This window comes from Massiliimalia timonensis, from assembly GCF_900186585.1.
GTDB lineage: Bacteria > Bacillota > Clostridia > Oscillospirales > Ruminococcaceae > Massiliimalia > Massiliimalia timonensis.
Genome location: NZ_FYDD01000004.1, coordinates 124363 through 145491, shown reverse-complemented (window position 1 = coordinate 145491; position 21129 = coordinate 124363). Strand labels below are relative to the sequence as shown.

Below are 21129 nucleotides of genomic sequence, written 5' to 3'. Positions count from 1 at the left end.
CCACGGAGAGAAAGCTCTTCGTCCCTTGGTCGATTGTAGATCAGAGGGACGAGGAGTTTTTTGATTATAACAAACAGTATTATAAAAAGGATAAATACTGATAGTAATAGGAGGAAATGAGGATGGCTGGTAAAATCATTAAGGCGCCAAGAGGCACACAGGATATACTGGGAACAGACAGCTATAAATGGCAGTTTGTAGAAAGACTGGCTTTGGAAAACGCCGGTCTGTTTGGTTTTTCAGAAATGCGGACCCCAACATTTGAGCAGATGGATCTGTTCAAGCGATCGGTTGGGGACACTACCGATGTAGTCCAAAAAGAAATGTATGAGGTCCGCGCAGAAAAAGGGAAGGACCTTTACGGCCTAAAACCGGAAGGGACGGCTGGTGCTGTGAGAAGCGCGATCGAAAACAACCTGCTAAAGGGTGCGCTCCCGTTAAAGGTGTGTTATGTTACCCCGTGTTTCCGGCATGAACGCCCACAGGCAGGCAGGCTGCGTGAGTTCCACCAGTTTGGGGTGGAGATGTTCGGCGCGCAGTCACCCAGTGCGGATGTAGAGGTTATCTGCGTTGCGCGGGAACTGTTCCAGATGATCGGCTTAAAGCAGGTAATGCTGAATATCAATTCCATCGGTTGCCCAACCTGCCGCGCGGAATACCACAAGGCGCTGACCGAATACTTCCGGCAGTATCAGGACAAGCTTTGTACGACCTGTCTGGAACGCCTGGACAAAAACCCCATGCGGATCTTAGACTGCAAGAGCACGGTCTGCTCAGAAATCGCTAAAGGAGCGCCGGTCGTCTTGGATTATCTGTGTGACGACTGTAAAGAGCACTTTGAAGGGGTGAAAAAACGTCTGGACGCGCTGGGGATCGAATATAAGATCGACCCCACGATTGTGCGGGGGCTTGACTACTATACCAAGACTGTATTTGAATTTATTTCCGGCGATTTGGGCGCGCAGGCTACGGTCTGCGGCGGAGGCCGTTACGACGGGCTGGTAAAACAGATGGGCGGGGACCCGACCCCGGCGCTGGGCTTTGCCGTTGGTTTGGAACGGCTTTTGCTGATCATGGAGGCACAGGGAATCGAAATTCCAAAACCGGAAACCTGTGAGTTGTTTATCGCAAGCATGGGAGAAGCAGCAAATATCAAAGCGTGCGAGTTGACCAACGCACTGCGTTCGGAGGGGTTTTATGCGGAATGCGACCTAATGAACCGGAGCGTAAAGGCGCAGATGAAATATGCCAACAAAATCGGCGCGAAATATACGATGGTACTGGGGGACAGCGAGCTGGAATCCGGCATTGCAAAACTCAAAGAGATGGAAACCGGGACAGAACGGGAGGTCGATTTCCGGGCTGACCTGGCACAGGCGCTTTATGATATTACCATTGAACGGGCAACAGAGGATTTGGCGGAAGAATTCGGCGGGGAAGCGCTGGCTTCGGCAATGGGAATGAAACGGTAAGGAGTGTACAGGGAAATGGCGGAAAGCATGAAAGGCTTAAAAAGAACACATTACTGCGGGGATCTACGCCTTGCAGATGAGGGAAAGGAAGTTGTAGTCGGCGGCTGGGTGCAGAAACAGCGGGATAAGGGGACGCTGGTCTTCGTTGATCTGCGCGACCGGACAGGGATCGTCCAGCTCACCTTTGACGATCGCAGCGACCCGGCTGTCCACGAAAAGGCAGCGGGACTGCACAGTGAATATGTGGTGATTGCTAAGGGGACAGTATTAAAGCGGGAAGCCCCGAACCCAGACATCCCAACCGGGGATGTAGAGATCTTTGTCACGGAGCTGCGCGTCCTTTCTGAAGCGCAGACACCGCCGTTCCACATCAGCGGGGACAACAAGGTCAATGACGAGATCCGGCTGAAATACCGGTATTTGGACCTGCGTCGGAAAACATTGCAGGATAACTTACGGATCCGGCATGAGATCGCAAAGTCTACCCGGGAGTATTTTTACGAAAATGGCTTTCTGGAGATCGAAACGCCGATGATGATGAAATCCACACCGGAGGGCGCGCGGGACTATCTGGTTCCCTCTAGGGTGCACAATGGGAAATTTTATGCGCTGCCGCAGTCCCCGCAGATCTACAAACAGCTTTTGATGATCGCGGGCTATGACCGGTACATCCAGCTAGCGCGCTGTTTCCGCGACGAGGACCTGCGCGCGGACCGTCAGCCGGAATTTACCCAGATCGACATGGAAATGAGCTTTGTGGACATTGACGATGTGCTGGAAATTGGGGAAGGCTTTGTGAAAAAAGTTTTTCAGGATGTGCTGCATGTGGATGTTCCTACCCCGCTTCCAAGGATGACCTATCAGGAAGCGATGGAACGGTTCGGCTCTGATAAACCGGATACCCGTTTTGGAATGGAAATTACGGATGTGTCTGACTTAGTGAAAGACAGTGAATTCGGTGTGTTCCAAAACGCCGTAGAAAACGGCGGCAGTGTGCGTGCGATCGTTGCAAAAAATGCGGCCTCGGCGCTGACCCGGAAGAATATCGACAAGCTGGTGGAATATGTCCGTGGGATCGGGGCAAAAGGGCTTGCCTTTGTCCGCTGGGCAGATGAAACGCCGTCCTGCTCTTTCTCCAAGTTTATGAAAGAGGGGGAACTGGAGGCGATTCTGGAGCGTTTGGGCTGTGAAAAGGGAGATGTCGCCCTGTTTGTGGCGGATAAAAACAGCGTTACTCTGCCAGTGTTGGGCGCGCTTCGCCTGACTGTGGCAAAACAGCTAGACATCATTCCAGAGGGATATAATTTCCTGTGGATCACTGAATTCCCGTTTTTTGAATGGGATGAGGAGCAAAAAACATGGATCGCTATGCATCACCCGTTTACCATGCCGATGGATGAATGCCTGGAATACATGGAAACCGATCCGGGTCGTGTCCGTGCAAAGGCCTACGACCTGGTGCTTAACGGAACAGAACTGTCCAGCGGGTCTATCCGCATTACCGACCCGGTTTTACAACAGAAAATGTTTGAAGCGTTGGGACTAAGCAAGAAAGAGATCGAAGCGAAATTCGGGTTCTTAGTGGATGCGTACCAGTACGGCGCTCCGCCGCACGGCGGCATGGGGATCGGTTTAGACCGGCTTGCTATGATCATGACAGGGGCGGAAAGCCTGCGCGATGTTGTGGCGTTCCCCAAAGTGCAGAACGCCAGCGAGTTGATGAGCGAATGCCCGTCAACGGTTGACGAACAGCAGCTCCGGGAACTGGGGATCCAGTTGATCCAAACAGAAGAATAAAGAAAATCCCCTCCGCCAAAATACGGCGGAGGGGATTTTTAAAAAGCGGCCCAAAATATTTGGGCCGCTTTTTATTATAAGCACCTTATAATACTGGGAGGATCAGCCAATGTCCACATGGACCCTTCCAGATATTTGCGCTCAAAATCCTTAATAGGAAGAGGCTTGTTGAAAAAATACCCCTGTGCATAGGTGCAACCAAAGGATTTTAAAATATCCAGCTGTTCTTTTTCCTCTACTCCTTCCGCAATGCTGTCGATCCCCATTTCGTGGCAGACATGGATCAGGTTCTCCACCAGAAGCCGGGTCGTCGCATTGGAATACAGATCGTTCATCACGCTTTTATCAAATTTCAGACCGCTGATCGGCAGGGCGGAAAGGATGGAGATATTGCTGTATTCCGAGCCAAAGTCATCTAAGGACAGCCGGTATCCCGCATCGATCACCTGCTGGCTGATTTCGGTGAGGGTGCGCCGGTTCAATTCTCCCATGCTTTCGGTGATTTCGATCTCCAAAAGGGAGCGGTCGATCCTGTACCGGTTGGCAATGGCGTTGATGGTATCTACAACATGTTCCTTGATCAAGGTGCAGCGGGAGAAGTTGATGGAGATCGGAAAAACAGGAAGGCCGCGGTCCAGCCAAGAACGTAAGGTTTTACACACCTCCTCCAAAACAAAAAAGTCAATGTAGTGGATGTTATTCTCGGCCTCCAGCTGAGGGATAAAGCTCATGGGCGGCACTGTTCCATGAAGCTCGTCAGAATACCGTACCAGCGCTTCTGCTCCTTTGATCTCGCCGCTTTTGATCTCCGCCTTGGGCTGGAGGTATACTTGGAAATTGCGGTTATCCAAAGCGGCTTTTAAACGCTCCAGACGGATAGCGCGCAGCCGGTCATCATGACATGGATCACCTTTGGTGTGTTTGATCATCGTCAAATAATCCCATGCGATATTCAGCACTTGGTTGGGGATGATATCTTCGTCTTCCCAAGAAAAGCCAAATGAAACACAGCCAGGGCAAGCGTTGTTAGACAAGGAGCGGAGCCGCTGCACCTTGGACATAAACGTTTCGTAAGTGATGTCCTGGCTTAATGCCACAAAGGAATCACCGCCGATTCGGAATGCAGCCTGTTTTCCAAATTCCTGGATCATAAGACCGGCAAGGTTTTGCAGAAGAGAATCGCCGTAATCATGGCCGTATTCCTGATTGATCAGGCGCAGGTGGTTAACGTCCGCAACAACTGCCCCCAGCGAGGATAATGCCTCAGGATGCAGCTGGGAAATGCTTCTGGTATAGCATTCCCAGTTCAATAAACCAGTCATCAGGTCGTGGTCGGCCAAATGCTTTTGCTGGACTTGGATCCGGCGTTTCATAATTTCATTAGTCATAAAATAGGAAAGCGACTGTAGCAGGGTGGTGTTGTCTAAATTTCCCCGTGGATTTTCGATCCCAATATATCCGATCAAGTTAGAATCATCAAGCAGGGCGACTGCAGCAAAGGTTTGTACATTTTTTTCTGTTAGGATCGCAAACTTTTCCGGAAACAGGGTTTGGATCTGTTCGATCTCGTGGAATAAGACGACCCGCTTTTCCTTTAAGTCGGCCAGCCAGTCGGAAATTTGACTGTGTGCGATCCGTTCATTCTCATTCTGGGCAGGAAAAACCCCTTGCGCGCACCAATCCTCTGGGGAAACCTGGATCTCAAAATCTTTGACTTTAACATAGTAGGTCCGGTCTGCCCGGTAAAATTTACCCAAATTTTCCAAAACACCTTGGACAGCGTGTTCCAAAGACTTGGTAGTCAATAACAAAGAAGCGCACTCTAACAGAACGTGTTCCGCCAGAACCTTGGAATTTAATTGGGCTTCGTGCTTAGTCAGATCAGTAAAAATCTCCAGTCGCGCACGGGCGCCATCCCAATGGATGATTTTATCCCGAATCATAAAACGCTTATGCAGCCGGGAGTTTAGGTTTTCCCAGGTTTTGAACCCTTGTTCCTCAGGAAGATGGTTTTGGCAGAATACACATGGTTGGGAAAAACCCTGTAGGACCTCGTAGCATTTTCTGCCATGGTAGTCTTCCAGATCAAATTCCCTTTGAGCGCTTTCATTCATAAACAAAATACTGTGGTTTATTTCATCAATGACAAAGATCGCGTCATCTAGCTCATCCATCATGCACTCGGCGCCCAGATGACGCTTGGCGATACATCCATCGTAAAGCATCCCCATGGTATGCGTCTGGGAATGACCGTTAAAACAAGTGAACTGCGCCTTTCCTTGAAATTTAGCATCATAAAGTGCGGAATCCGCCTGCTGGAACAGCTTTTGGAAACTGGTGCCCTTTATTTCGGAAATAACGACACCAACAGAAGCAGAAGTGCACAGGGGCTCATTGCCAACGGAAAAACTGATGTTTAGTTTCCGGCAGACCTTTTCCGCCGCTTCCGTTGCTGTTTTACGGTTGGGGATCTGTTCAAAGAAAAGGATGAACTCATCTCCGCCGAAACGTCCGGCAATACTGTTTCCATCAGATTCCACACGCAGGATCCGGCCGATCTCCTCTAAGAGCTTATCCCCGATATGGTGCCCATATTTATCATTGATCTGTTTAAAATCGTCCATATCAATGATAAAAAATGCGCAGAGGCCTTTTTGTTCCTGATTCTGGGAAAGCAGCTGCCCGATCATGGATTCTGCCGTCTGCCGGTTATAAAGTCCGGTCAGGGCATCCCGTTCCGCACGTTCACGCAAAGCTAACTCAGTCTTCTTTCGCTCGTTAATGTCCCGTACATAACATAACGCGTAAAGCTCAGACGATTCAGGATCGCATAAGATAGCCAAATGGAACGAGCACCAGATGATCTTTCCGTTTGCAGTGGTACAGCGGTATTCGTGGTGGAGAGTTTGGCGATTTTCTGAGATAGCCTGTTCAAGCGCCTCAATAGAAAAGGTCTCTTCAAAACGCTTTTGATCTCCCTTGTTGGCGATACAGGCCAAAATCTCGCGGTATAGCTGGTCATAGGTTACCAGATCCTGAAAAGAATTTGGCTGGTAGTTTTCGCTCCAGATGCGGAGCACCTTATTTTGTGTAAGATTGATTTTTGCGGAGATCAGCACGTCGGCAGAAAGCATTTCCAACAAATGCTCCTCCTGAAAAAAACGCTGTTCGGCTTCTTTTTGAGCAGTGATATCCTCCGACACGGCAACGGCACGTACCGGCCTTCCATCCGGGTCAAAGATATTGGTATAGTTTATTTTTTCCCAATAGTATTTCCCGTCGGTTGCCAAAATCCGTACAACAGCCTGTGCTGTGGCAGCACCTTGGTATAGCTGTTCATATAGATCCAGATATTTTTGCGCGTCGTCCGGATGGATACTCTCGCTTTGGATCAGGCTGTCGGGGACATTGCGGATCGTTTTTTCCCCGCCAAAAACCTGATGTGATTTGTCTGTTTGGATAATGCATCTTGTTTTCAGATCATATTCCCATACATTGATTTTAGTTTGTTCAATCGCGATCTGGAAACGGGATTCGCTCCATTGCAGCTGCTGTTCAAAATGCTTGCGTTCATCAATATTGATCACCATACCACTGAGGATCATCCCCTCATTGGTATGGGTAAGCCCAGCACTGGCGTGAATCCATGCCAGCTGCCCGTTCCCGCGAATGATACGGTATTCCAGACAAAGAGAGGTTTGTCCCTGCTGGATCGCCTTTTCAATTTTTTGAGAAACCTCTGGAAGATCTTCGGGATAAACAAGATGTACGGCATGATTTTGCAGCTTGTCCTGTATTTCCTGCTGGGTATATCCGTGGATCTGGTAATAGCATTCATTGGCGTAAAGAATGGTGAATCCCTCGTCTATCCGCGCTTTGAAAAGCCCGCCGATCTGGCTTTGCGCGATGAAGGAAAGCTCATTTTCCGCCTCAACCTGGGCAGTGACATCGAAGCATACGCTGATGATCACTTCACGCCCATCCTCTACAGTGATCTTTCGGCCTTTGTCGTATACCCATACAAAGCCCCCGTCGGCTTTAAACATACGGTAGGTAACCGTATAGGTATCTCCGGTTTGGAAAGCGTTGAAAACAGTTTGAATGACATGTTCCCGGTCGCTGGGATAGATGCAGTTGATGACAAGTCCATCGACCGACTCGACAAAAGCGTCGTATGTAGGGTAGCCAAGGTATTCCAGCATCCGGTCGTTGATAAAATAGAGAGGGAAATCAGGTTCGCAGTATCCCCCCATAATACCGCCCGGCAAAGCCTCGCCGACAAGCTGGAGCAGCTTTCTATCAATTTTGGATGCCTGCTGGCTGAGGAGCTGCTCCCCAAAAATAATCGGAAAGAATTCCTCCTCTGTTTGCTGTGCAGCAGGAAAAGAAACGTGGACAGCTTTGATATAAAACGTGCCCTCCACCTCACAAAGCATGGCGCTTTGCCGCATTTCCACCTGGATCGGGATACCACCAGATAATTGCTTTTTTACCTGGACCACTGCATAAAGAGAAATGTCTGTATGCTCTGACGCAACGACTTGTTTAAAGGCGATCTGGAAAGGAATAGGATCCTGTTTGATTTCATCTTCAATCAGTTTTCTGAGTTCAGATTTATTTAAAGCTACTTCTTGGGCGCCTGTCCCAATGCTCTGTATATCCTCTGTGTAAAAAGAAAGTGTCTTTTCCACATCCCGTTCAACCAGATAGGTATGCATCATCGCCTTTAATCTAGAAAAAGCCCTTGATTGCCGTTCTGTCAATATATCTGCCATATCATGCTCCTCCGATCATTATACGGTTTGCAGTGGAATCTGGTTACTGGTTAAAAAATCCTCTACAATATCATAAAGGTGGATCGGCTCCAGTTCTTCGGAATTACACAATGCCACCAGAGAGTCAACTGCTCGTTTGTCTGGAGAAATATCTTCGATCGAAACCGCATCGCAGCGAATGCCAAAAGACGTATAGTTCTTGCCCTCTATAGAGTACATACCGATTGTTGTCTGATACATGATCAATACCCCAAGTCTCGTTCATATTTTGCAAATAAAAAGCCTGCAGACGAAAAGCTGCAGGCAAATTGTAAACAAAAAACACAAAAGCTTGTGTTTGATTGCTGCAACTGGCTGTCATGTCAGAAGACGAAGACCCTATAGCTTTGCGCCACCGGTTTTCACCGGGTTTGCTAATTATTTAATTCATTATTACGTTAACATATTTTCCAATAAAAGTCAACAACCAATTCCAATATTTGCAAAATTTTACCAGAATATTACCATTAAAAATTAATATAATATTTATATCAAATTGTATATCGCCGATTCTAAAATAAAAAAGGATGGTGCTTTAAGCACCATCCTTTTTTATTTGGCAAATTCAATTGCACGGCTTTCACGGATCAAGTTGACCTTGATCTGGCCCGGGTAATTGAGTTCGTTTTCAATTCGCTTTACAATATCGCGGGCGACCAAAACCATTTTGTCGTCTTTGATAACTTCCGGCTTGATCATAACACGGACTTCACGGCCAGCCTGAATCGCAAAGGATTTTTCAACTCCGTCAAAGGAGTTTGCGATTTCTTCCAGTTTTTCCAGCCGCTTGATAAAGCTTTCCAGATTTTCTCTTCTTGCCGCCGGACGGGCTGCTGAAATTGCGTCAGCCGCCTGTACCAAACAGGCGATCACGGTCTTCGGTTCCACGTCATTGTGGTGCGCCTCAATTGCGTGAAGTACTGCTGGACTTTCCTTAAATTTCCGACATACATCGACGCCGATCTGGACATGAGAACCTTCGATCTCGTGATTGAGGGCTTTTCCAATGTCGTGCAGCAGGCCTGCGCGGCGTGCTGTGGTTGCGTCTACTCCCAATTCGGAAGCCATAATGCCGGCAAGGTGCGCCACCTCAATGGAGTGGTTGAGCACGTTCTGGCAATAGCTGGTCCGATAGGTGAGACGGCCAAGGAGCTTGACGATTTCGTAATGAACGCCATGAACGTTCGTTTCCAAGATCGCGCGTTCCCCTTCCGTTTTGATTTTATGTTCGATTTCACGGCGGGATTTTTCCACCGTTTCTTCGATTCGTGACGGATGGATCCGTCCGTCTGAAATCAGTTTTTCAAGGGTTAGGCGGGCAAGTTCCCGTCTAACAGGGTCAAAGCATGATAATGTTATCGCTTCAGGTGTGTCGTCGATAATGAGGTCGACACCTGTCAATGTTTCAATCGCACGAATGTTGCGGCCTTCTCTTCCGATGATGCGTCCTTTCATTTCATCGTTTGGCAGCGCCACAACAGAGACAGTGGCTTCAGAAACCTGTTCTGCAGCCAGCTTGGAGATAGCAAGGGAAATCAGTTCTTTTGCCTTGTCTTCGCATTCATTTTTGATCTGTTGTTCATAGGCGGTGATTTTCTGAGCCTTTTCATACACCAGATCGTCTTCCAGAGAAGCCAGTAATTGTGCCTTTGCTTCTTCTGCCGTCAGGCCGGAGATCCGCTCCAGATTGTCGATCTGGCTGCGTTTGATAATTTCGGCTTCTTCTAATTTTTGGTCTGCTTGTTTTAATTTGTCGTTTAGTTTTTCTTCTTTTTTCTCTAAACTGTCCATCTTTTTATCGAGGGACTCTTCTTTTTGCATAATCCGACGTTCCTGTCTGGATACTTCATTTCGCCGTTCCTTGATATCGCGGTCAGCCTCCGAACGAAGCTTGTGGATCTCGTCCTTAGCTTCTAACAGCGCTTCTTTTCTCCGGGTCGCAGCGTCTTTGTCTGCGTCCGTTAAAATACGCTGGGCTTCCGCCTCCGCACTTCCAATTTCTGCCTCCGCTATTTTTTTTCGGTGGGAGATCCCCACCCGAAAAGCAATGACAGCAAAGATAATACCGGAAACGACAAATGACGCCAGACACAACAGGATTACCATTGTGGTTGTCATTTGTTTCATTACCTCCTGTGTTCAATTTTCAAGATGCCCTTTTTCTTCCATCTATCAATTCGCAACTTTAAGCATTTAATACATTATCATTATTTATTGTATAATTTTTCGGTGGCGATGTCAAGAAGAAGTTATACAAAATCTCATATATCCCGGTCAGGAAAGATAGATGGATTGTACAGATGTACAAAAGCAGGAAAAAAAGCGGTTTTAAACGGCATATTCGGTTGACAAACCCTTGTGGGTTGTGCTATGATAAATATTACCTCAAAGAAGGTTTATTTTTTTGTGCGCATTTTTAAAAATTCACACTGCGGTGATCGACATAAAGTGCGCAAAAATAAACCGGAAATCAAAAACAGTCCTTGAGGGAGGCAAAAAAAATCCGATTTAGCAGGAGGTGCCGAAATGAGGGTTAAAGTTACATTAGCTTGCACAGAATGCAAACAGCGTAATTACAACACAACAAAAAACAAGAAAAACGATCCTGACAGGCTCGAAATGAACAAGTATTGCCGATTCTGCAGGAAACACACTGCTCACCGGGAAACCAAGTAGTAGGAAGGTGGTTGGAAAATGGCAAAAGACGCAGCCGCTGTCAAAGCAAAGCCGAAAAAAGAAAAAAAAGGTTTCGGCCGTTTTTCCCGCTTCTTCAAAGACCTTAAGAGCGAAGTGAAGAAAGTCGTTTGGCCCAACAAAAAACAGGTGAAAAACCATACGTTGGTCGTTTTGGGCTTTATGGCAGTTGCCGCAGTTTTCCTTTGGATCGTCGATGGAATTCTGGGGCTGATCGTCCATTTGGTATTTGGTTCTTAACCGTTCCAAACCGGACAAGCAAACGAATTTACCGAAACAAGTTGAAACTGGAGGGACTGATACGATGTCAGAAACTGCAAAATGGTATGTTGTGCACACCTATTCCGGATATGAGAATAAAGTGGCGCAAAACATAGAAAAAGTTGTCGAAAACCGCAGTCTGCAGGATTTGATTTATGAGGTCAAAGTTCCTACTGAAAAAGTTGTGGAAGTAAAAGACAACAAAACGCGTGATATTGAACGCAAGATTTTTCCGGGTTATGTGCTCGTGAAAATGATCCTGACCGATGATTCTTGGTATGTTGTACGGAATATTAGAGGGGTGACCGGTTTTGTCGGTACCTCTACCAAGCCTGTCCCGCTTACGGAAGCAGAGGTAAAGGCGCTGGGTGTGGAAACCGTTCAGGTCGAAGTAGACTACGAGGTTGGCGACAGCGTCAACGTGGTGGCCGGTCCTTTGGAAGGCTTTGGCGGCATTATCAATGAAATCGACATTGAAAACAACCGCGTTGCGGTGACAGTATCAATGTTCGGGCGGGAAACCCCTGTCGATCTGGAACTGAACCAGGTCAAAAAGGTGTAGGCGTTTTCATTTTATGGAGTGATAGAATAAAACGCTTGTGGGAGGAACAGAAATCTGAAAACACTGTTCCGCCATTTACCACGAATTTTTGGAGGTGCAAATTATGGCTCAGAAAGTAGCAGGCTACATCAAGCTTCAGATTCCTGCCGGCAAAGCTACTCCGGCACCACCGGTTGGTCCTGCATTAGGTCAGCACGGTGTCAACATTATGGCATTTACAAAGGAATTTAATGAGCGCACGAAAAACGATATTGGATTGATCATTCCGGTAGTAATCACAGTTTACGCAGACCGCTCCTTTACGTTTGTTACCAAAACTCCGCCGGCAGCTGTTTTGATTAAAAAGGCCTGCGGCATCGAAAGCGGTTCGGGTGTTCCGAACAAAACAAAGGTAGCAAAAATTACCAGGGAGCAGGTACAGAAAATCGCGGAAACCAAGATGCCTGACTTAAACGCTGCTAACATCGAAACTGCGATGAGCATGATCGCTGGTACAGCTCGTTCCATGGGTATCGAAGTAGTCGATTAATTACCCTGGTGGGAGGAAAAATCCGCTATATACCACTTTTAGGGAGGAAATGTGAATGAAACACGGTAAAAAGTATACTGACAGTGCGAAAACGATCGAACGCGCAAAACTGTATGACGTAAAAGAAGCGTTGGATTTGACAGTTGGCGCGGCAAAAGCGAAATTTGACGAAACGATCGAATTGCACGTTCGCTTGGGCGTTGACTCTCGTCACGCTGATCAGCAGGTCCGCGGCGCGGTTGTTCTGCCGAACGGGACCGGTAAAAATGTAAGAGTTCTCGCAATCTGCAAAGGCGACAATGTGGATAAGGCATTGGAAGCTGGCGCCGATTATGCTGGGTCTGACGAATATGTTCAGAAGATCCAGAGCGAAGGCTGGATGGAATTTGACGTTGTAATCGCAACCCCGGATATGATGGGTGTTGTTGGCCGTTTGGGTAAAGTGTTGGGTCCGCGCGGCTTAATGCCTTCTCCAAAAGCTGGTACTGTTACCCTGGATGTGGCAAAAGCAGTTACCGAAGCAAAGGCTGGTAAGATCGAATACCGTCTGGACAAAACTAATATTATCCACTGCCCGATCGGAAAAGCTTCTTTCGGCTCTGATAAACTGGAAGAAAACCTGGAAGCACTGATGGGTGCTATCGTAAAGGCAAAACCGGCGGCAGCAAAAGGCCAGTATCTGAAATCCTGCGTTGTGACTTCTACTATGGGTCCTGGTGTGAAAATCAATACTGGTAAATATGGTGTCTAATTTGGGTCTTGACAAGATAGTCAATTTCCCGTATAATAATTAAAGCTGTTATTTTTCTATAGACCACAGGTGCAGATTTTGTATAATTGTGCTACGCAGCGCAGCCTGTCGAGGAGGAATAAAAGGCGGATCATTTGAATAGGGCCATGCCTTATTATATGTAGATCAGTCCTTCCCTTCTCATGTAGAAGCGGAAGGATTTTTTATTTCATAAAAAATCGATCGCCCGATTCCAGCCGGTTTTTGACTGGTGGAAAAATGCAGTAGTTTGTTATGGAGGTGAAACGATTTGCCAAGTGAAAAAATCTTAAGTCAGAAGCAGCAGTATGTTGCTGAGCTTGCAGAACAGCTGAAAAATTCCTGCGCTGGTGTGATCATTGATTATAAAGGGATTACCGTTGCAGAAGATACTGAGTTCAGAAAAGAACTGAGAGAAGCTGGCGTACAGTATGCAGTTGTGAAAAACACCATGCTGAAATTCGCGGCAAAAGAAGCTGGTTTGGATGGCTTATGTGATGTTTTGGAAGGTACGACCGCTTTGGCGACCCACGCTGAAGATCCGATCGCTGCTGCAAAGATCATCGGAAAATATGCCGATAAGCTGAAAGACAAAGTTACCATTAAAATTGGTTACATGGACGGCGAAGTAATGGACGCAGACAAAGTTGTCGCACTGGGAAAACTTCCTTCCAAAGAACAGCTGGTTGGTCAGCTGGTCAGTGTTTTGGTTGCTCCGATCCGTGGTTTGGCTGTTGCGCTTAATGCAATCGCTGAAAAAGAAGAAGCATAATCCGTATCTGTGGATAAACATGACAAATTAAATTATTTAGGAGGATTTATATCATGGCTGATATCGCAAAATTTATTGAAGATATTAAAGCATTATCTGTATTAGAGTTGAATGAACTCGTAAAAGCAATCGAAGAAGAATTCGGCGTTTCCGCTGCTGCTCCGGTAATGATGGCTGGCGCTGTTGCAGGCGGTGCTGCTCCGGCTGCTGAAGAAAAATCTGAATTTGACGTTGTTCTGGCTTCTGCTGGCGCAAACAAAATCGCAGTTATCAAAGCTGTTAGAGAAATTACTGGCCTGGGCCTGAAAGAAGCAAAAGAATTGGTTGACAACGCTCCGAAACCAGTCAAAGAAGGCGTTTCCAAAGATGCTGCTGAAGAAATGAAGACAAAATTGACTGAAGCTGGCGCTGAAGTTGAACTGAAGTAATTTTGTTTACTGTCAAAAAAGCCAAAAGGTAAATGCCTTTTGGCTTTTTTTATGATAAAGAGGGGTTGGCTGTTTTTAAAAGGCGCCGCGGCCGGCGCGTATCGGGAAAGAATGAGGCTTTTGTTGAAAATAGCCGGCGAAAAAATTTTACCAAGGTAGATTCGCCGGGTCCGATCGGTAAAAAACAATATTATAAGTCGTAGATTTTCTTAAATTTTCCCGATAAAATACGATAAAATATTGACTTTGACAAGTATTTTCGATATGATTGAAATAAGAAAATGAATGATTGGTGGATCCATGAAAAAGATTGCAAAACTTTTCGGTGTTCTGATTGGAACGGCCTTTTTGGTATTTGTTTTGGATATAGGCTGTATTTTTCGGACATTGACTGGGTTTCCGTGCATGGGCTGCGGGGTCACTAGGGCGTTTTTGGCTTTCCTGCAAGGGCACGTGGTTGACGCTTTTTATTATCATCCTTTATTCTGGCTGACGGGGATTTTAATTGTTTTAGCATTGTGGAAAGATGGCATGGTTTTTCGTTCTGCAAAGGCTAACCGGTGGTTTTGGATCATTGTACTATTGGTATACCTTTCTGTGTATATTGTACGGATGGTGCTCCTGTTCCCGGATACCCCCCCTATGGATTATAATTATGAGGCACCGGCCTATCATCTGTATCAATATATTCTGGAACTGTTCACCAAATCATCATAAAGGGAGAGAATGAAACATGATTCAAAGACGAGAATTTTGGATGGTACTATTGCTGACCATCGTCACCTGTGGGATTTACCATTATTTTTACCTGTACCAGATGACAAAAGACATCAACACAATGGCTGGGAATGATGGAAAAACTGTTGACCCAACGTTGGCAGTTATTTTGAGCATTGTCACCTGCGGTATTTATGATATTTGGTGGTATTACCAGATGGGGAACCGTATGCAGACCATGGGTACTGTGAATGCGATCCCTGTAGAAGAAAACGGCACCACTTATTTGCTGTGGTACCTGCTTGGCTTCGTTGTATGTGGTTTAGGGATTTGGGTCGCTATGTATTTGTTTATCAAAAACTTTAACAATCTTGCGTTTGCGTTTAATTCCCATATGTCTCATAATGTTCCACCGACTTCTCCGGCTATGTAAGAAAACCTGTAAAAAAAGAGCTGATACAAATTGTATCAGCTCTTTTTATTTAATTTTTCTGACGCTGCTGTTCTGGGGTCGGGTCAATGTGAGGAGAACCAAGCTTTTCACGGCGTTTTGGGTTATAAAGCCATGTTACGGCATTTTGGATGATCTTGCGCACATAAGGGTTTTTGTAGGAAGAGTTGGTTTCATGGCCGGGCTGGAAATAAAAGATCTTTCCGTACCCCCGTGTCCAGGTACAGCCGGAGCGGAAAACATTTCCGGAATCGAACCAGCCTACAAAGATCAATTCATCAGGATCGGCAATATCAAAAGGCTCAGAATACATTTCATCGATCCCAACTTCAAAGGAGTCTGGGATCCCCTCTGCGATAGGATGACCGGGCTTGACACAGAACAGGCGTTCATAACAGTCATCCCGCCATGCAAGGTCACAGGTGGTGCCAAGCAGGGCTTTTAAAGGCTTACAGTAATGGGAGGAATGCAATGGTAAAAATCCCATCCCTTTTAGGATGCGCTCCTGAATTTTTTTCACCAGTTCATCGGGCACCTCGTCGTGGCATTGGTGCGACCACCAAACCAATACGTCGGTCTGGTCTAGGATTTCGTCGGAAAGCCCGCAGTCTGGCTGGTCTAAAGTAGCGGTGCGGACCTCCACCTCCGGAAGCTCTTCCACGATCTCTTTTAAAGTGTTATGGATCCCGTTTGGATGCACTGCCAGTACTTCCTTTTTTCCATTTCTTTCATCAAAATTTTCGTTCCATATTGTTACTCGAATCATTTTATTCCCTCCTGTTTAAGCGTTGATCAGGGCGTGTACTTCTTCTTCAGAAGGCATGGATTTGATCGCGCCCTTTTTGGTGGTCACCAAGCTGGAAGCGGCATTTCCAAAGGCGATAGCCTCCATCAGCCCGTCATAAGTCAACTGTTCCAGATCTTTGTCCAGCAGATAGTGCAGCATACAGCCGCAGAAAGTGTCTCCTGCGCCGGTGGTGTCGATCGTTTTTACCTCCCGGAACGTTTCGCGGAAACCCTTCTGCCCTTGATAATAGAAGGAACTGCCGTCCTTGCCCAAAGTCACGAACATCACTTTTACGTTGGGGTTTTCTTCCTGCACCTTTTTAGCGGCTAAGTCCAAATCTTCGATGCCGGTAATAAATTGCAGTTCATCCTCGGAGATTTTCAAAATATTGCATTGGCTGATCCCGTACCAGATCATCTCTTTAGCGGTGTCCAGACAGTCCCATAGCGGCGGACGCAGGTTCGGGTCAAAGGAGATAACGGCGCCGTGCTCCTTGGCGATGGCGATCGCTGCTTTGGTAGTTTCCCGAATCAGTTCTGATGTCATAGAAAGGGTGCCAAAGTGAAAGATCTTCGCATTCTTTAAAATATTTAGGTTCAGTTCCTCCTTATTCAGCATCATATCCGCGCCGGGATTGCGGCAGAACGAAAAATTACGGTCGCCGTGCTCGTCTAAATGGACGAATGCCAGAGTAGTATGTACTTTGGGATCTGTCACCAGACCTGTGCTATCGATCCCAATATCTGTAATCGTTTTGCGCAGAAGTGTGCCAAAGCTGTCATATCCCACTTTTCCCAGAAAGGCCACCTTTCTGCCTAAGCGGTTGAGCATTGCCAGTACATTGCAGGGCGCCCCGCCTGGATTTGCTTCCAGCACCTCATTTCCTTGCTCACTTTGTCCGTATGGGGTGAAATCAATTAAAAGTTCCCCCATTGCAACAACGTCAAACATTGTTACTCCTCCTTTTTGTGTGTTAATCTCCAAACGAAATGCCCATATCCTTTGCAACCTGTACCATTTGGTCATCCTTTGGCACCAGCTTCGCTTTTCCGGCAATGTCAGAGAGTTTATTTTCAGTGACTACGTTTCCTTTCAAGGCAACGGTAACACCAAATTTCTTTGCTTGGATCAGCCTTGCGGCATAAGCACCAAACCGTGTGGACAATACCCGGTCATACGCAGAAGGCGCGCCTCCACGTTGTAAATGTCCGGGAACCACTACCCTGGTTTCGCATCCAGTATGGCTTTCCACATAAGCAGCAATCTGCTCAGAAACCGTATGGAAGCCCTGTTCTGTGCGCTGACGCAGGCGTTCTTTGCGTTTTAGCTTTGCTTCGTCCATTGTCATAGCGCCTTCTGCAACTGCAATGATCGAAAATGCTTTACCGCTTTCCGCACGGCGCTTTACAGCCGCCGCAACTTTTTTGGGATCATAGGGGAGCTCTGGAAGCAGGATAATATCCGCACCACCCGCGATCCCCGCATGGAGAGTCAACCAGCCCGTCTTGTTTCCCATCAGCTCCACTACCATGACACGGCCGTGGCTGGCCGCTGTAGTGTGAAGCAGGTCCAGCGCTTCGGTGGCGATGTTCAATGCGGAATGGAACCCAAAGGTAACGTCAGTACCGTATAGATCGTTATCGATCGTCTTTGGCAGTCCGATAACATTTAATCCCTCTTCGGCCAGTAAAGCCGCCGTTTTGTGGGTACCATTCCCGCCCAGGATCAAAAGACAGTCCAGCTTCATCTTTTGGTAGTTTTCTTTCATATTTTTAACTTTATCAATATTATCTTCCCCGATCACCCGCATTTGTTTAAACGGCTGACGAGAGGTGCCTAAAATCGTTCCACCCAATGTCAGGATCCCAGAAAAATCGGACTGTTTCATAACGCGGTATTCCCCGTGTATCAGCCCGCGGTAACCGTCCTGAATACCGATGATCTCCACATCATCCATCAATTCATACGCCGCTTTTGCAACGCCGCGGATCACCGCGTTCAGTCCGGGGCAGTCCCCCCCGCTGGTTAAGATACCAATTCGTTTTGCCATGGATATTCCTCCTTTATTTTACACGGCCGTATCGTTTCCCAACCCCATATGGGCCGAACGCGCCAGAAATAGCTGCCCGACCAGCCCGGTACAACACCCGCTGATGCCCCCGGCCGCCAATAAAATCGGCAGATAGGCAAGTACAGCACTGCTTTGAAAAAAGATACCGGCACAGATGATCTGTCCGATCTGGTGGCATGTAGCGCCTGCTGCGCTGATCCCGATGACGGAAAAAAAACTGGGGTATCCCTGTTTTAACAGACTCATCACAAGCATAGCCAAAATCCCACCGCTTAGGCTGAATGCAAGAGAGGGAACAGAGCCGAACAGCATTCCCTGCAACAGGCAGCGCGCCAGCAGGATACTGAACGCGTAGCGCTTTCCCAATGCAATCAAGGCAAACAAAGTCACGATATTGGAAAGCCCCAGCTTGATCCCGGGTAAGGGAACCAGCAGCTGGAGAGGGAGCAAATGCTCCAAATATCCCAAAGCCAGCGCTAAAGCGGTCAAAAGACCGGCAGTTGCCGCACGTTTTGCCATATCTTACCCCCTGCTAAGAAATAATATCGACCTTGGTATCCTCGCCGGAGACGATCCGGATCAAGAGGCTGTTGGGGAGGCAGGCAATCGTTTGATAGCCGTCTGTGATCCACCCTGTGTGGACACAGAACTGGTTGGGACAGCTTGACTCCAAAACCCGTACCCTTTCGCCGTCGATCTCGATGATATTCTGATACTGGCCGGAAACGGTGATAGTTTGTTTCTTTCCCTTGAACAGTGGAACTTCTTTTATTATATCATGTTCCTGTGAAATGATACAATACTTTTGCCCCTCCGCCTTTTGGGAAAACAAAAAAATACAGGTTGCCGCGATCAAAAGGAGGATCATCCCAAAAATAAGTAGATCTCCTTTTTTTAATGGAATTTTTTTGTATCTCATGCTGGTCCCTCCGACATGACCTGATACCGTTCTGATTCTGTCAGGGAAAAGCACTCTTTCAGCCCGTCAGTTAGGAAGATTTGATGATCGTCTGTTACAAAAACAGCATCTAAAGTATCCTCTTTTTCACAGAAAGACATTCCTTTTTCGGCGCCCATTACAAACAGGGCCGTGGAGTAAGCATCCGCCTTGGCAGCGTCTTTGCAAACTACGGTGACAGAGCGCAGCCCGCTTTGAGAAGGCGCTCCGGTAGTGCGGTCCAAAATATGGTGGTAGCGTACGCCCTCCTGAATAAAAAAACGTTCATAGTCCCCCGAAGTGACAACAGCGCAGTCGGAAACCGCCAGATACCCCAGATAATCTGCTTTCCCATCCGGGTCGCTGATCCCGACCCGCCATTCGCTTTGATCCGGCTTTTCTCCATGCACGTAAACATTTCCGCCCAAGGATAACAGATAGCCATCCAAAGAAAACTGTTCCAGCGCTTTTACCGCCTCATCGGTAGCGGCGCCTTTTGCGATCCCGCCCAAATCGAGCTGAATTTCATTTTTTAAAGAAACGGTGTCTTCTGTGATCATAAGGTTTTCATTCCCGCATCGTTCCAGTACGGCCTGCCGTTCGCCTTCTCCGGGAACCTGCTGCTTTTCGGTGCCGATCCCCCATAAGGAAACCAGTCGTCCTAATGCGGGGTCGAAGGCATTTTTTGTTTCCCGGCTTAGCTGGGAGGATTTTTCTAATAAAGCGATGGTGCGTAGATCCAGTTGCCCGGTAGGCAACGTTCCATAAAGATTTAACCGTGCAATATCGCTTTGCGGGTCGGTTTTTGACCAAAGGCCGTCTAAGTCCTCGATTTGTGTTTGAAAGTGCTCGGCGGCCTGCTTTGCCTCCGCTCCGTAAAATTTTGCAGTAATGGCCGTATCCATGGCGGTAAAGGCAGATCGTACCGGCTGTGTATCCTTGCAAGAGGAAAAGGCCAAAAGCGGAAACGCGCAAAATACCGCCAGAAGAAAGCCCCGTTTAAGCCTGAGCGTCGTCAAAGGTGGTTTTCTCCTTCATATTGTCCGGTACAAACAGCACCCAGCTGTTGCCGGGGTTTACTGTTAATGCTTCGCCCGATTCTGTTTGGAACGTCAGCGGATTTTTGGCGTCGCCCTTTGACCATGTGATCGCAGTCCGCGTCCCGTTGGTCAAATACCAGCCACCGCCGCTGCTGAGGGAGAGGTCGACATGCAGCCCGTCGGACATCAGCGGGATGTTATCATACAGGATGAATACGTTTTTGATATGCACCTTTTCCTTGGTGTTTCCGTCAATTACATCGTCGTCAAATTCTACTTTGGTGTAATCCTTATTTGTTTCATCATAGTTAAAAGTAGTTTTTACAGCAGAAGAAACCTTTACATAAGCCTTTTTAGCAGAGTCTGTGAAGGAAACAGAATCCTCTTCCTGTGCAAACTGGTAAGCGGTGGGGGTATCCCCAGTCAACCCGATTTTAGTGCCCGTTAATGCATCCTGCAGGTTTTCCTGGGTCATGAAGCGGGTGTGTTCAATATCCTTATGCAGGGAACGGTCGGTATAAAAGTACTTGTTTGCGTAGATCATGCCGTCAATATCGTCCACACCATATTTTTTCAGGGAATCGTATCCAAAAGTGCTCCCGCCCCAATGAATAAAGATGGTATGGAAGGGAAGGGACAGCTCAACGAAATCATGCCGTACGGAGCGGTTAGAGCCAAAGTCTTTTGTTTTGCTGTAATCGGCATAGATCGCCATGAGCCGGGTAAGGCCGCCTTCTACCGGTAATTCATAAATAATATCCGCCTGTGAGATCCCGCGTTGCGGCCAGGAACGGTGATGGTTATTGATCATAAAGCTGACAGGGCGTTTCCCCACCATTGTTTCATCCAGATCGTAAAGGCCGGTCAGCGGGTTTTGGTTTCCTTGCGGCTGCACTTCGGCAGGCTCTGAGGAAACAGGGGGGAGGGAACTGGTTTCCTCTGCGACCTGCTTTCCACAGCTTCCCATGGTCAAAGCCATGGCGGAAGCCAAAGCAAAGGTAAAGATACGTTTCATTGATTGTTTCATA

At 47.4% G+C, this 21129-nt stretch carries 21 protein-coding genes, 1 riboswitch and 1 other annotated feature; of the genes, 11 read left to right on the top strand and 10 right to left on the bottom strand.

Features of this window, described 5'->3' with window-relative positions; all coding sequences use genetic code 11:
• Positions 1–122: 122 nt before the first annotated feature.
• The gene (gene hisS, locus CIB36_RS08405; RefSeq protein ID WP_093989133.1) at positions 123–1472 is read left to right on the top strand and encodes a histidine--tRNA ligase; all 1350 of its coding nucleotides are present in this window, start codon (positions 123–125) and stop codon (positions 1470–1472) included.
• A gap of 15 nt (positions 1473–1487) precedes the next feature.
• Positions 1488–3269, top strand: a complete 1782-nt coding sequence (aspS, locus tag CIB36_RS08400) for an aspartate--tRNA ligase (protein WP_093989132.1) — start codon at positions 1488–1490, stop codon at positions 3267–3269.
• Between the two features lie 74 nt (positions 3270–3343).
• Here aspS and CIB36_RS08395 read toward each other — a convergent pair whose 3' ends face one another.
• The 3 genes from CIB36_RS08395 to rny form a co-directional block, all read right to left on the bottom strand.
• Positions 3344–8044 (bottom strand): EAL domain-containing protein, encoded by a 4701-nt coding sequence (locus CIB36_RS08395; RefSeq protein WP_093989131.1) that lies wholly within the window; start codon positions 8042–8044, stop codon positions 3344–3346.
• A gap of 18 nt (positions 8045–8062) precedes the next feature.
• On the bottom strand, positions 8063–8284 hold the full coding sequence (locus tag CIB36_RS08390) for a DUF6514 family protein (protein WP_093989130.1): 222 nt from the start codon (positions 8282–8284) through the stop codon (positions 8063–8065).
• Positions 8285–8386: 102 nt separating this feature from the next.
• Positions 8387–8469: riboswitch (cyclic di-GMP riboswitch) on the bottom strand.
• 166 nt (positions 8470–8635) lie between these two features.
• A complete protein-coding gene (gene rny / locus CIB36_RS08385) occupies positions 8636–10201 on the bottom strand; it encodes a ribonuclease Y (protein WP_093989129.1) in 1566 nt (521 codons plus the stop codon).
• 408 nt (positions 10202–10609) lie between these two features.
• Between rny and rpmG the strand changes: the two genes are divergently transcribed.
• From rpmG to CIB36_RS08340, 9 genes are all read left to right on the top strand, one after another.
• Positions 10610–10759, top strand: a complete 150-nt coding sequence (rpmG, locus tag CIB36_RS08380; RefSeq protein WP_093989128.1) for a 50S ribosomal protein L33 — start codon at positions 10610–10612, stop codon at positions 10757–10759.
• Positions 10760–10777: 18 nt separating this feature from the next.
• Positions 10778–11017 (top strand): preprotein translocase subunit SecE, encoded by a 240-nt coding sequence (secE, locus tag CIB36_RS08375; RefSeq protein ID WP_093989127.1) that lies wholly within the window; start codon positions 10778–10780, stop codon positions 11015–11017.
• A gap of 64 nt (positions 11018–11081) precedes the next feature.
• Entirely contained in the window at positions 11082–11600 is a 519-nt protein-coding gene (gene nusG, locus CIB36_RS08370; protein ID WP_093989126.1) for a transcription termination/antitermination protein NusG, read from the top strand.
• A 103-nt stretch (positions 11601–11703) separates the two neighbouring features.
• The gene (rplK, locus tag CIB36_RS08365; protein ID WP_077532707.1) at positions 11704–12129 is read left to right on the top strand and encodes a 50S ribosomal protein L11; all 426 of its coding nucleotides are present in this window, start codon (positions 11704–11706) and stop codon (positions 12127–12129) included.
• 55 nt (positions 12130–12184) lie between these two features.
• Positions 12185–12880, top strand: coding sequence for a 50S ribosomal protein L1 (gene rplA, locus CIB36_RS08360; protein WP_093989125.1), 696 nt, complete (start codon positions 12185–12187; stop codon positions 12878–12880).
• Positions 12881–12918: 38 nt separating this feature from the next.
• Positions 12919–13094, top strand: a sequence feature (ribosomal protein L10 leader region).
• Between the two features lie 75 nt (positions 13095–13169).
• Positions 13170–13670 (top strand): 50S ribosomal protein L10, encoded by a 501-nt coding sequence (rplJ, locus tag CIB36_RS08355; RefSeq protein WP_093989124.1) that lies wholly within the window; start codon positions 13170–13172, stop codon positions 13668–13670.
• Positions 13671–13723: 53 nt separating this feature from the next.
• Positions 13724–14098: a 50S ribosomal protein L7/L12 gene (gene rplL / locus CIB36_RS08350; protein WP_093989123.1), complete on the top strand. Its 375-nt coding sequence runs from the start codon at positions 13724–13726 to the stop codon at positions 14096–14098.
• A gap of 300 nt (positions 14099–14398) precedes the next feature.
• Positions 14399–14815 (top strand): DUF2752 domain-containing protein, encoded by a 417-nt coding sequence (locus tag CIB36_RS08345; RefSeq protein ID WP_158662638.1) that lies wholly within the window; start codon positions 14399–14401, stop codon positions 14813–14815.
• 16 nt (positions 14816–14831) lie between these two features.
• Positions 14832–15248, top strand: a complete 417-nt coding sequence (locus CIB36_RS08340) for a DUF4234 domain-containing protein (RefSeq protein WP_093989121.1) — start codon at positions 14832–14834, stop codon at positions 15246–15248.
• Between the two features lie 49 nt (positions 15249–15297).
• Here CIB36_RS08340 and CIB36_RS08335 read toward each other — a convergent pair whose 3' ends face one another.
• From CIB36_RS08335 to CIB36_RS08305, 7 genes are read right to left on the bottom strand one after another with little or no spacing between them, the layout of a single operon-like run.
• Positions 15298–16032 (bottom strand): ThuA domain-containing protein, encoded by a 735-nt coding sequence (locus CIB36_RS08335; RefSeq protein ID WP_093989120.1) that lies wholly within the window; start codon positions 16030–16032, stop codon positions 15298–15300.
• Between the two features lie 15 nt (positions 16033–16047).
• Complete coding sequence (locus CIB36_RS08330) at positions 16048–17004, bottom strand: carbohydrate kinase family protein (protein WP_093989119.1); 957 nt, start codon at positions 17002–17004, stop codon at positions 16048–16050.
• A gap of 22 nt (positions 17005–17026) precedes the next feature.
• A complete protein-coding gene (locus CIB36_RS08325; protein WP_093989118.1) occupies positions 17027–18103 on the bottom strand; it encodes a 6-phosphofructokinase in 1077 nt (358 codons plus the stop codon).
• Positions 18104–18121: 18 nt separating this feature from the next.
• The gene (locus CIB36_RS08320; RefSeq protein WP_093989117.1) at positions 18122–18643 is read right to left on the bottom strand and encodes a Gx transporter family protein; all 522 of its coding nucleotides are present in this window, start codon (positions 18641–18643) and stop codon (positions 18122–18124) included.
• Positions 18644–18656: 13 nt separating this feature from the next.
• Positions 18657–19043 carry a NusG domain II-containing protein gene (locus CIB36_RS08315; protein WP_093989116.1) on the bottom strand — a complete coding sequence of 129 codons (387 nt, stop codon included), beginning with the start codon at positions 19041–19043 and terminating at the stop codon, positions 18657–18659.
• A complete protein-coding gene (locus tag CIB36_RS08310; RefSeq protein WP_093989115.1) occupies positions 19040–20080 on the bottom strand; it encodes an FAD:protein FMN transferase in 1041 nt (346 codons plus the stop codon). Before CIB36_RS08310 ends, CIB36_RS08315 begins: the two co-directional genes overlap by 4 nt.
• Positions 20061–21128, bottom strand: a complete 1068-nt coding sequence (locus tag CIB36_RS08305) for a DUF3048 domain-containing protein (protein WP_093989114.1) — start codon at positions 21126–21128, stop codon at positions 20061–20063. Before CIB36_RS08305 ends, CIB36_RS08310 begins: the two co-directional genes overlap by 20 nt.
• Position 21129: the final 1 nt, after the last annotated feature.